The organism is Leptospira mtsangambouensis (genome assembly GCF_004770475.1).
GTDB classification, from domain to species: Bacteria; Spirochaetota; Leptospiria; order Leptospirales; family Leptospiraceae; genus Leptospira_A; species Leptospira_A mtsangambouensis.
Map to the genome: position 1 here is coordinate 460516 of NZ_RQHK01000002.1, position 12423 is coordinate 472938.

11 protein-coding genes are annotated in these 12423 nt (G+C 40.4%); 9 read left to right on the plus strand and 2 right to left on the minus strand.

The genetic code is table 11. From position 1 onward, the window contains the following. Positions 1-3 precede the first annotated feature (3 nt). Both EHR01_RS01985 and EHR01_RS01990 read left to right on the plus strand, forming a co-directional pair. The gene (locus tag EHR01_RS01985) at positions 4-1446 is read left to right on the plus strand and encodes an NADH-quinone oxidoreductase subunit N (RefSeq protein WP_135692944.1); all 1443 of its coding nucleotides are present in this window, start codon (positions 4-6) and stop codon (positions 1444-1446) included. Between the two features lie 100 nt (positions 1447-1546). Beyond that, positions 1547-2080: a cupin domain-containing protein gene (locus EHR01_RS01990; RefSeq protein WP_135692945.1), complete on the plus strand. Its 534-nt coding sequence runs from the start codon at positions 1547-1549 to the stop codon at positions 2078-2080. A gap of 91 nt (positions 2081-2171) precedes the next feature. Here EHR01_RS01990 and recJ read toward each other — a convergent pair whose 3' ends face one another. Next, on the minus strand, positions 2172-4142 hold the full coding sequence (gene recJ, locus EHR01_RS01995; protein ID WP_135692946.1) for a single-stranded-DNA-specific exonuclease RecJ: 1971 nt from the start codon (positions 4140-4142) through the stop codon (positions 2172-2174). Next, positions 4130-4450, minus strand: a complete 321-nt coding sequence (locus EHR01_RS02000) for a bactofilin family protein (RefSeq protein ID WP_135692947.1) — start codon at positions 4448-4450, stop codon at positions 4130-4132. The genes recJ and EHR01_RS02000 overlap by 13 nt, the downstream gene beginning before the upstream one ends. A gap of 152 nt (positions 4451-4602) precedes the next feature. Here EHR01_RS02000 and EHR01_RS02005 point away from each other — a divergent pair, with 152 nt between their 5' ends. From EHR01_RS02005 to EHR01_RS02035, 7 genes are all read left to right on the plus strand, one after another. Further along, positions 4603-4929 (plus strand): hypothetical protein, encoded by a 327-nt coding sequence (locus tag EHR01_RS02005; RefSeq protein WP_135692948.1) that lies wholly within the window; start codon positions 4603-4605, stop codon positions 4927-4929. 76 nt (positions 4930-5005) lie between these two features. Continuing rightward, positions 5006-8302 carry an efflux RND transporter permease subunit gene (locus EHR01_RS02010; protein WP_135692949.1) on the plus strand — a complete coding sequence of 1099 codons (3297 nt, stop codon included), beginning with the start codon at positions 5006-5008 and terminating at the stop codon, positions 8300-8302. Continuing rightward, positions 8303-8926: an inorganic pyrophosphatase gene (locus EHR01_RS02015; RefSeq protein ID WP_135692950.1), complete on the plus strand. Its 624-nt coding sequence runs from the start codon at positions 8303-8305 to the stop codon at positions 8924-8926. After that, positions 8923-10248 carry a TolC family protein gene (locus EHR01_RS02020; protein WP_135692951.1) on the plus strand — a complete coding sequence of 442 codons (1326 nt, stop codon included), beginning with the start codon at positions 8923-8925 and terminating at the stop codon, positions 10246-10248. Before EHR01_RS02015 ends, EHR01_RS02020 begins: the two co-directional genes overlap by 4 nt. A 6-nt stretch (positions 10249-10254) precedes the next feature. Continuing rightward, positions 10255-11436, plus strand: a complete 1182-nt coding sequence (locus EHR01_RS02025) for an efflux RND transporter periplasmic adaptor subunit (RefSeq protein ID WP_135692952.1) — start codon at positions 10255-10257, stop codon at positions 11434-11436. 50 nt (positions 11437-11486) lie between these two features. Then, complete coding sequence (gene lexA, locus EHR01_RS02030) at positions 11487-12095, plus strand: transcriptional repressor LexA (protein ID WP_135692953.1); 609 nt, start codon at positions 11487-11489, stop codon at positions 12093-12095. Between the two features lie 36 nt (positions 12096-12131). Continuing rightward, entirely contained in the window at positions 12132-12422 is a 291-nt protein-coding gene (locus EHR01_RS02035) for an LA_1448 family UV-C exposure upregulated protein (RefSeq protein WP_208721724.1), read from the plus strand. Position 12423 lies beyond the last annotated feature (1 nt).

Below are 12423 nucleotides of genomic sequence, written 5' to 3' on the forward strand. Positions count from 1 at the left end.
CCCATGTCATATACTCCTTCTTCCAATGATTTAATAGCAATCTCTCCCATGTTAATTTTATGTGGAGTGGCTTTACTTTCCCTTGTTGTTCAATTTCTTGTTCCGAAAGAGGATGATTCCAAACCATTATGGGTGCTTTCGGTTTTGGGAATTCTTGGTGCTATGTATGCTTTGTATCATACAACAGGATCTCCTGGGTATGGTAAATTTTTTGGATCACAGATTTCAATTAGCCCCCTTACCGTTTGGCTCAGTGGAATTTATTTGATTGCGGGTCTTATCACTTTACTCATTGCACCACCATTTCTTGCACAACACAAAACATTGTTTCCTGAGTTTTTTCCCCTCCTTCTTTTTGGTTTGTCGGGGATGATGTTTCTTACTTCAGGATATGATTTCATTGTAATCTTTGTTGGATTAGAAATCCTTTCCCTTGCTCTCTATGTGATGATTGGAATGGCTCGTTCCTCTGTGTCTTCTTTAGAAAGTGCTATGAAATATTTTTTACTCGGAACCTTTAGTTCTGGGTTTATGTTGCTAGGAATTGCTTTTTTATATGGTGGTTCAGGAACCACCAATTTAGACGGCGCACTGCGTGGGTTGTTTCTAAAAGGTTATGAATCCAATTTTTCAAAGTTAGGTTTCGGTTTATTTCTGGTGGGAGTGTCTTTTAAGGCAGCTCTTGTTCCATTTCATTCCTGGACACCTGATGTGTATGAAGGTGCACAAACACCCATCACTGGTTTTATGGCAAGTGCAGGAAAAGCATCGGCACTTGGGCTAATGATCGTTTTATTCAATCATATCCCCGTGGGTGAGATGGGAGATACTTGGAAAGTGTTAATGGGAGTGATTGCCCTTGTTTCCATGACTTGGGGAAATATTGTTGCTCTCAAACAAGAAAACCTCAAACGAATGTTAGCTTACTCTTCTATTTCTCATGCTGGATATATAGTTGCAGGGATTGCTTGTGGCGCGGGCCTCGAAGCTTTGTATTATTTATTTTCTTATTCTCTATTAAATTTGGCTGCTTTTGCTATCATTTCCTATTTGGAGCAGGGCAAACACGAAGTGACCGTCAATGGGATTGCTCATTTGAGCGCAGAACATCCGTTAACGGCACTTTCTCTATCCATTATCTTTTTAGCATTTGCTGGATTTCCACCCCTCATTGGATTTTGGACCAAACTTTTCCTTTTGCAAAAAATTGCTGAATCGGATTTATTATTCAATCGCATTCTTCTTTTTGGGGCAGTGGCAAACTCTTGTGTGGCCTTCTACTACTACATGAAGATCACCATCCAATCCTATATGAAACAAGAAACGGGAGCTGTGGCAGGTGTTCGTGACCTTCCGACTATGCCAACCCTAGGATTTTTGGTATTTCTTTTGAGTTTGTTTTTTACGGTGGGTTGGGTCTTTTTCCAACCAGGCTCGCTGTTATAGATCGGTAAATCTGCTATAGCAGAAATACTTCTAGGATAGCGAAAAACGAATTGATTCATGCAAAGGGATCTAGAGGCTTGTCCATAAGTAGGTAATTCGCATGGCAACCATTCTAAGAAAGACAGACACTCTAAAGGATCCCGTAGCAATGAAAGATTTCCTTGGTTCCAAGGGACTCGTTTATGAATTCTATAAAACCCCTGAAACTTTGGATCTCATCCTTGCTCAAAAGGGCTTAAATGATGCGGAAAAAGCAGAAGTTCTTTCTGGCTTGGAATATCGATTTGACCAACTAAAGAAAGAACATGGTTATAAGGCCAATGATCTTGTTGTTCTACATGACGAAGTTCCTGGGATTCAGGACATGTTAGCGAAATTTGACAAACTTCATATCCATACGGATGAAGAAGTGCGTTATATCATTGATGGAAGTGGGATTTTTGGATTCATCATTGATGGAGAAAGATTCGAAGTCCATGTGAGTAAAGGTGATTTCATTTCGATCCCTGCCAATACCAACCACTGGTTTACCCTCGACAAAAATTTAAGAATCAAAGCGGTTCGTTATTTCAAAGACAATTCAGGATGGACTCCTGTTTATGTCGATGAATCAAAAGTTTTAATCAACGTTTGATGGAGAAAAGAATCTCTTCATTTTTTGAAGGGATTCCTACTTGAAAAAAGAAACCTCGAAAGTTTCGAATCGTTTGCTTAATATACTTTTTTTAGTTTGATACGGCAGTGTTCTCTGCCGTAATTCCAAACCACTCGACGATAAATTGAAGAGTGGTCCGTCCTTGGTAAAAATTCTCTTCCAAACTTCCTACCAAATCAAAACTTCCATGTTCTGACATAAACTTTTGGAATTCTTCGCCCTTGTTCCAAATCATATACTTTAAAGAACCACTTCCAATCAAATGGAATCGAACGTGTTTTCCTCCACTGAGTGGTGTTAGGTGAATTGCCTTTGCATTTTTGATTGCTAATTTGATATCTGGATTCCCCTGGCCAAAGGGTTCGAGGTCTTTCCATTCTTTGAGTAATCTCTCTCCGATTTCTTCGGTGAGAACAGTAAAGTCTGTATCGATGGAATGGACTTTGGGTTTTTCTTTGTCAACGGAAAGCCAATTTTTAGCAGCCGTATACAATGCCGATTCAAAAGCAGGGATTTGATCAATTTTGATAGAAAATCCTCCCGCTTCTGGATGGCCACCGAAGTGTAGGAAATGGTCAGAGAGAGATTCTAAAAGTTCTAAAACATTTTCTGGACCATAAGAACGAATGCTTCCTCTCGCATCACCATTGTCAGGTGCAAGGAAAATAGCAGGTTTTTTGTAAGTATCCACCATCCTTGTGGCCACAATTCCGCTGACCCCTGGTTCCATATCAGGTTCATAACAAAACACAAGTTCGTAGGAGGTTCTTTCTGGTTTTCTTAGAAAATAACGTTCGACGCGGTCCATATTGCGTTTGGTTCTTTCTTTTCTTTCTTCATTGATGGACAGGAGTTGTTTGGCCTTTGTTTTTGCCTCTGTGGTTGTTTCCGATAATAATAATGAAACAGCTTCTTCCGTTTTTCCCATTCGGCCTGCCGAATTTAGGACGGGACCTATTGACCAACCTAAGTCTTTTGTCGTAACACCTTGGGGGCTTAGTTTTAGTTCTTTTAAAAGTTCCGATAAACCTTTTCTTTTTTTATCACCAACATAGAGTTTGGTGAGTGAGTTTAAGGCAAGTTTAACAAAATGCCTGTTTTCTCCAACAAGAGGCATCATATCGGTAATGGTTCCAATCCCAGCAAGGTCTGTTTCTTCTTCTAATCCAGAAAAAAACTCAGGGATCTTCGAACATTGGTAAAAGAAAAGTTTTCTTTCTTCATCCACTGGGACCGCTGTAACAAAGTCCTCAGGGTAAGGGAAAATCGATTTGTCATCTAAAGATAGTGAGGTGAAGGTTTCATTTGTCAGTTTGATTCCATTCTGAAAGTAAGTGATTTGATTTTGTCCGGTTTCTTCTTTAAACTCAAATTTTTTATAAACTTTTCCAAATTCATCACTTTGTCGGAATAAAATGGCAGATACTAATTTAAAGGAAAGCACTGCCGTGCAGATTTTTTTTTCAGGGTATTGGGAGTCTGTCCTTCTCGGATTCACCAAAGCACAGTTTGTTGGGATACGAACTGGAACTTCGTGGTGGTCAAGAACGATTACCTTGATTCCTGTATTCGTAAGTTCTTCGATTTCATCGGCTTGGCTTGAACCAAAGTCCAGTGTCACAAGAAGGTCAGGTTTTGCTTTTTTGATTTTTACTAGTGCTTCTTTACAAAGACCGTAAGGATCACTTTCGGAGGAAACCATCACTTCTAAATTGATGGAAGAAAAGGTCGGATGAGATTTTAAAAAGAATGCCAGTAAACAAGTAGAACTCACTCCATCAGAATCCCTATCACCATAGAGGAGGATTTTTTTTCCATCTTTTACAAATGAAAGAAGAAGTTCCACTGCCATCGAAAGATCGGGAAGGGAGAAGGGAGAATGCAAACAAGAAAAGTCAGAACTTAGCAGTTCTTTGGGGTGAATGTTTCGAAGGCCCTCTCTTTTATCGACTAAGTAACGTAAGAGGGGGCGTTTGGAATCAACTTTGGTTCGAACTTCGGAAAGTAATGGCCCGAAGTGAACCTTGGTTACATGATGCAATTGCCAATAATTTTGGAACCGAATTCTACTTCGAGTCCCGGTGTTTTGATATCTCCAACGACCTTACCATTTTTTTTAAGTTCTACCTTTTCTTTTGCGTCAACGTTTCCTTTCAGATTTCCTTGAACCACTAGGCTTCCTACTTCCACATCGGCTTCTACATCGCCTGTTTCATCAATGATGAGTTTGCCTTGGGATGTGATCGTGCCTTTGAACTGACCTTTGATTTTTAATGTTTGGTTAAAGGAGAGGGTTCCGCGAAACGTAATGTCGTCGCTAATGATGGTGTCTATAGATTCGTCTTTCATCGGTAGGGATAGTCTTGTTTGACTCTCGTGTTTTGGCAACTACACAAGTATTTGTCATCAGAAGGAAATGGAAAAAAGTTCATATTTCCGGGGTTTTCACTTGAGTCTCCAGGTCGATTCTTGAACCTGGGTCTCAAGTATAGGAAAAAACAGTGAAAATTAGGCGCTTCTGGAAGTCAGGGTTCATCCTACTTTTAGCGGTTTTCATCAATCTAAATCTGGTCGACGACCGGTTTGTTTCTCCTCTCGAAGATCTGGATTTTCAATACCAATCTTACGAGTTGGAAGAAACGACTCGTGTTCTGACTTCCTCCAAAGAATCCAACCAAGTTTTGAAACTGGTTCCTTCTCGCAGAGAAGAGTCTCCCGTGAAAGTTTCAGTCATTCGTTGGTCGGCAATTTCGACAGAACCTGCTTTTTTTCATGAAATTCTTATCTTATTTCACTTTCTTTACCTCCCACCTCCTGTTTTGGCTTAATCGTTGCATGTAGATTAGTCATAAGTCCCCAAACCGGTACAGGTTTTGGTGGTGTATTCAATTTGAATTAGGAATTATGTTAGAAAAAATCATTCAGTTTTCCATTCACAAACGAGCGACCGTACTCGTTTTGACAGTAGCGCTTACCATAGTTGGTTTTTACAATGCGCTTCATCTTTCGATCGATGCCATTCCTGATGTGACAAACGTTCAGGTATCGGCAGTGACTTCGGTCCCTGGTCTTTCTCCTTTAGAAGTAGAACAATTTATCACTTATCCCATCGAACTTGAGTTTAACGGGATGCCTAAAGTTACTGAGATTCGTTCCATATCAAGGACGGGTGTCAGTTCTGTAACGGTTATCTTTGAAGATGGAACAGATATATATTTTGCAAGGCAACTTGTGAATGAAAGGCTCAAACAAGCAGAGAACTTTATCCCCAAATCTTACGGAAGACCGGAACTTTCGCCAATTGCCACAGGTCTTGGTGATATTTATGAGTTTGCCCTAGTTTCCGAAAGCCATTCTCCCGAAGAACTCCGGACGGTAATGGAATGGGAAGTGGCAAGACAACTTCGTTCTGTGAAAGGGATCATTGATGTAAACGTAGTGGGGGGAGATGCCAAACAGTTTCAAATTAAAATTGACCCCAAACGTCTGTTATCTCATAATTTAACCCTTTCTCTTATCACTGAAGCACTAGAGGGTGCCAACGTCAATCTTGGCGGTGGGTACATCCAAAAAGGCGAAGAACAATTTGTGATTCGAGGAGAAAGCCAATTTAAATCCATTGATGACATTGCTAGACTTTCTGTTCGAACCTCAAGAGATGGGATTCCTTTGACACTGGGTCAAATTGCAAGAGTGGAAACTGGACCTGCCCTTCGTTTTGGTTTGAGTACCATGAACGGCAAACGTGAAGTTGTGGGTGGGACTGCCATGATGTTACTCGGTAGTAACTCCCTCCAAGTTGTGAGCCGAGTCAAAGAAAAAATGAAAGAGATTGAATCTCGTCTTCCCCAAGGGATGAAGATCGAAGTTTATTATGACCGGTCTGAATTCATTGGTCGAACTCTTTCCACTGTGTTTACCAATTTGGTGGAAGCTGCCATCATTGTACTTGTTTGTCTGATATTAACCTTAGGAACGGTGAAGGGTGCCTTCGCGGTTGCACTTGCGATTCCTGTTTCCATGATGGTGGCCACAATCCTTATGAATGCCTTTGGAATTGTGGGAAACTTGATGTCTCTTGGTGCCCTTGACTTTGGTCTTCTTGTGGATGGTTCCATTGTGATGTTAGAATCCACACTCCATGGATTTTTACTGCGTAAAAGTTTCCTACTTTCGAAAACTTCGGCCCAAGACATGGAAGATGGAATGGAAGAAGTGATCATGGAGTCTTGTATCAAAGTGGTCAGGGCCTCCGCATTTAGTGTGGGAATCATTTTACTCGTTTATTTACCACTTATGACACTGGAAGGTGTGGAAGGTAGGATGTTCCGTCCAATGGCAATCACCGTAGCTTTTGCGTTAGGTGCTGCTCTTCTTTATTCCATCACCACTTTTCCAGCCCTCATGTCCTATATTTACAAAAAACCAATTTTGCATGAGTCTGCCTTTTGGGAAAAGTTTCAAACTAAATATGCGGAAGTTCTGACCTATGGGATGAAGTTCAAACGCCAATTTACTTATGCGGGGATTGGTGTGGTTCTCTTATCATTTATGCTCGCCTCCACTCTTGGTTCCGAATTTTTACCAAGGATTGATGAAGGAGAAATTGCGATTGATATCAAACGATTGCCTTCCACTGCCATCAATCACTCTCGTGATTTGAATTTGGAAATGGAAAAGGTGATATTGAAATTTCCAGAAGCAGTGAGTGTGGTTTCAAGGCAAGGCCGTGGTGAATCTGCCGCAGAACCCATTGGTTCGGAAGAAGGGGAGATGATGGTGAAATTGAAACCCAAAAAAGAATGGGTTTCGGCACATGATAGAGAAGAGCTAATGGAGCTCATGAAAAATTCGGTGAACAACAGTGTTCCTTCTTCCTATATCAGTTTATCACAACCGATTGAAAACCGCGTCAATGCATTGTTATCCGGTTCTAAAGCAGATATTGTGATTAAAATTTATGGTGATGATTTAAAAACACTCAAATCCATTGCAGATAATTATGCATCCAAAATCAAAAAAATCCAGGGAGCTGCTGACTTACGAGTCCAAAAACTTTTAGGTTTACCACTTCTCGAAATCAAAATGAATCGTGGAAACATGGCCCGGTATGGAGTTCGTGCAGAAGAAATTCTCACTACGATTGAAACACTTCGGGTAGGTGCCAATGCAGGAAAAGTTTACGAAGGTTACAAACGATTTGATTTGATTGTTCGATTGGATGCTGACGTAACAGACATTGGAGTCATTGAAAACGTTCCCGTAATGACTGAACTCGGTGGAACAGTTCCTCTTGGACAAGTCACAGATATTATGATGACAGAAGGTCCAGCCGCACTTTACCACGAAGGTCTAAAACGAAGGATCCTTGTGGAAGTGAACGTTCGTGGACGAGATATGATTGGATTTGTGAATGATGTCCAAGCAGCGACTGAGTCGATTGAATCTGGATTGCCGCAAGGGTATTATGTGGATTGGGGTGGCCAGTTTGAAAACTTCACTCGTGCGAAGAACAGACTCGCCATCGTGATTCCCATTGCTGGTGCCATTATTTTTGCAATGTTATTTATCGCATTTGGAAGTGTGTACTATGCATTGGGAGTTTTTATTTTAGTGCCTTTATCACTTTCCGGTGGTATCCTTTCCCTTGTGCTCCGCGGTCTTCCCTTTTCGATTCCAGCAGGTGTTGGATTCATTGCGGCTGCCGGTATATCGGTGTTAAACGGGGTTGTATACGCATCAGCACTCAAAGACCAATTAAAAGTCACCCGTGATCCTTCGAAAGCTGTGGTAGAAGCAGCTGTATACACTCTTCGTGCAGTAGCAACCACAGAGCTTGTGGCCATCATTGGATTTTTGCCAATGGCCATTGCTTCCAGTGCGGGTGCCGAAGTGCAAAGACCACTGGCAACGGTGGTAATGGGTGGGGTTCTTGTGGCGACCATCTTATCTCGTTTTCTTCTTCCCATTGCTTTCGAATTTTTAGTCAAACTAGCACAAAGGCAAGAAATTCGGCAGATGGAAAGAGAACGTAAGATGAACGAATACTTTGTAGAAGAGATGAAAAAATACAAAGCAACAGAGCTCCACGATTCCCATGGACATTCGCATCATTACGAACCGGATTTTCACGAATCACAAACGGAAGATGATTCCAAAACAAATAAACAAAATCAGAAATCTAAAAAAAAGAGGACTTAAATGAAACCTAATTATTACGTAGCACACCCTTGGCATGGATTGGAACTTGGACCAAAAGCTCCAGATGAGTTGGATGTATTTATCGAACTCACACCGCAAGATACAGTCAAATATGAAATCGATAAAGCTTCCGGCTTTATCCGTGTAGACAGACCTCAGAAGTATAGCAACCGTTCGCCGACATTGTATGGATTTATTCCCAGAACTTATTCCGGTGAAGCATCTGGGAAACATTGTTCGGATGTGGTGGGAAGACCTGATATCATTGGAGATGGTGATCCTATCGACATTTGTGTTCTCAGTGTGAATCCCATCACTCATGGAAATATGATTCTTACTGTGATTCCTATTGGTGGACTTCGGATGATTGATAAGGGAGAGGCTGATGACAAAATCGTCGCAGTTTTAAAAGGGGACGAAGTGTTCGGACAGATCAAGGATATTTCTGAGGTTCCGAAAGCTCTTATCAACAAACTCCACCATTACTTTTTAACTTACAAACTAGATCCAAACTCTCCATCTACAGGAACTGTGGAAATTGCCGAAGTTTACGATCGAAATGAAGCCATCAAAGTGATTCAGTATGGAATCGAAGATTATATAAAGAAATTTGTAACTGTATGAAATCGATAACGAAGTTTTTGGTTGTATTCCTTTTGGGAATTCATTCATACACTGTTTTTCCAAAAGAAAAAGCGGTGTATGAACTTCATTCTAAAGATGAATTGTTTTTTTTAGGAGAAGATTCTCGTGCCCAAGATTCCAAAGAAAAGTGGAACTTAGAGGAATTGGAAACCTTTGCCGTCACAAGCAATCCTCTTTATTTGCGTGAAAAACAGAACATTGGAATGGCTCGTGGTGATATCATTACTGCTAGTTTGTATTATAATCCTATAATCAATATGCAGCAACAATTTATGGGAGCTTCGGCCAATGCCGCAACCGGAAAACCAGAAACTTCACTCATTTACAACCAACCATTTGATATGAGTGGGGTGATTCCTCAACGTGAAAAAGTCGCCAAACAAGAGTTTTTGGCAACGATTGCAAGTTTTCGTGACTTTGACCGTTTGTTTCGGTTACGACTCAGGCAAAATTTTTGGACCTATCTTTATGTGACGGAACAAATCAATTACCAAAAAGAGTTTTTGGAAAATTACCAAGATCTTTTGGACTTAACCAAACTCAGAGCAGAAAAAGGAGATATTTCTTTTTTAGAATATGATCGTTTGGCTTTGGAGCGGGTTCAAATCGAAAGGGAATACCGAAATGCGAGAATCCTTCGGGCCCAAGTGGTAAAAAACTTAAGGGTATTGATTGGGATATCAGATTTAAATTCGCCATTGAGTATCAAAGGAAGATTAGAATTTATTTCCACACGCGAGTTTGGGATTGATTTGAACGATTTTGATATTGAAGAAAGACCTGATTTGGTGGCATTAAAAATTCGCCAACAAAGGGAACGAATGAATATCGAATTAAAAAAACGAGAGATCATTCCGCCGTTAACCTTGGGGGTTGAATTTTTAAACAAAGGAAATGAAAATGTTACGGGTATTTATGCCGCCACTCCACTTCCTTTATTTGATCGCAAACAAGGGGAAATCTTAAAGTCAGAAGAATCTTATAAAAAGTTAGGATTTGATGTGGATGCAAAACGGAACGAAATCCTTTCCGAAATTTCAGCAGCCATCAAAGAATTGCAGGCTCGGGAATCGCAACTTTTGGATTACCAAAAAATGGGGCTCTTGGAAAAAAACAAAGAAGTACAGGAGAAGTCAAGGCTTGCGTACATTCGAGGTGCATCCAATTTAGTAACTTTTTTGGAAGCTGAGAAAAACTATCTCAGTGTCCTTCGTAGTTATTATGAAATCATTTATCTCTATTACAATGCTTTGGAAGGATACAAAGCTTCTATCGGAAAGATGGATAGCTCGGAGTTTTAAATTTATATGAAAACTGAATTCAATTTTAAAAATATTCGCTCTTTGAGTATACTTGTACTCGTTGGAAGTTTGGCTTACTTTGGATATACCAAGTTCTTTGGATCTGGTAAAAAAACAGAAGCCTTAACCGAAGATAAGTCAAAATTCGTTATCTCTCAGGAAATTCAAAAGAACCATCCTTTTTCTGTTGTGTATCTAGAAGAAAAGGCATTGGAAGAAGAGTTGCAACTACCAGGAACTGTTTCTTATGATATGAACAGTGTGGCCAAGGTTGGATCTCGCGTTAGCGGACGAATTGTACAGGTGTTTGTGAAGGAAGGGGAACATGTAAAAAAAAGTACAGCTCTTGCCTCTATTCAATCAGTGGAACTGGGAACCACAGAAGCAAATTATCTAAAAGCAAGAGCAAGACTTGAAGCTTTAAAAGTACAAGCGGATAGAGCCAAAGACTTATACGAAAGAAAGGTAACATCTGCTAAAGAATATGAAATGTCCTTAATGGATTACAAATCGGTGAAAGCTGAAATGGAAACATCTAGAAACGCACTTGAAAATCTTGGTCTCAACGAAGTCGAAATTGCAAATTTAGAAGCTGGGAAATATAATTCTAAAAATTTATACATTCGAACTCCTATTTCTGGAACTGTTACAGAAAGAGAAGCAATCATTGGCCAAGCGGTAAATGCTCGAGATAATCTTTTTACAGTAGCGGACTTAAGTGTTCTTTGGATCAACTTAGAGGTATATGAAAAAGATTTAGCATCCATTCGAATGGGAAATGAAGCAAAGGTAATCCCGATTGGTTCGAAGGATGACTCTTTAAAAGCTGTTGTTTCCCATGTGGGAGATGTGATCGATCCCATTAAAAAAACAGCAGAAATTCGTTTGGAAGTAAGAAACTCAAAAGGAAGATTACGCCCAGGACAAAGTGTAACTGCAACTGTTGTGGGTGCAATGGTAGAATCTTCGGTAAACAAGGCAAAGGTGATCCCTGCAGATTGTATTCATAAAATTGAAGGTGAAAATTTTATCTTTGTTCGTAACAGTGATGGATCCTTTTCTGCAAAAAAGGTTGGGGTTGGTAAAACCTATGACCATTGGGTTGAAATCACAAATGGTGTCGAATCAGGTGAGGCGATTGTGGAAGAAGGAAGTTTTGTTTTAAAAAGTGAATATTTAAAATTATAACTCCTAGTTTTTTGTTGACATAACGCCCATTTCCTAGTTATCTGTTTAGTATGAAAGATCTCACGGAAAAACAGGAACAAGTCCTTCAATTCATTTCGGACACAGTTCGCGAGAAGGGCTTCCCTCCCACCATTCGTGAAATGGGCGACCAATTTGGAATCACTGCCAAAGGTGCCTATGACCATCTCAAGGCCATTGAAAAAAAAGGTTATATTCGGACTTCCAAAAACCAAAGTCGTGCCATTGAACTTTTGAAAGGAAATGCGGAAGAGGCGCTCCTCGTCAGAGCTTCCGGGATTCCGCTCCTCGGGCAAGTCGCTGCAGGTTCTCCCATCCTGGCAGAAGAAAACATTGAGGAATACATTGCGGTTCCCGATGGAATGGCTGAAAAACCAGGAACCTTTGCCCTTCGGGTCAAAGGAGATTCTATGGTGGAAGCAGGGATTAGCGACGGGGATATCGCCATCATTCAGAAAAAAGATACAGCAAGGAACGGCGAAATCGTTGTCGCAATGATCGAAAACGAGGCCACCCTCAAGGTCTTTTATAAAGAAACAGATATGATTCGCCTCGAACCAAGAAATGCAAAATTAAAACCCATCCGTACCAAAAAGGCTACGATAATTGGAAAACTAATCGGTCTTTATCGTATTTACTGATTGACCAAAGCTTGGTTGGGCATGAGTTTAGAAGGGATGTCGAAACATCTCTTCTTTCTGCCCAGTCTTCTCATTTTATCCCTTATCCTTTCTTGCGCTCCCAAAAAACAAGATATCTCTGCTTATGATCTAAAACGTGTTTTAGAAAGGTTTGCCCAAAACCGAATCCAAACGGGATTAATGGCAGATACCAAACGACCCACACCAACTGATATGGCTCTCTTTGAGGAAGCTTGCGATGTGTATCGGTTGTCCATCCCTGAAGCAAAAGAAATGTTAAAAAAAGAAAACAAAGACCTATACGAGTCAATTTATGGAAATGAATAAA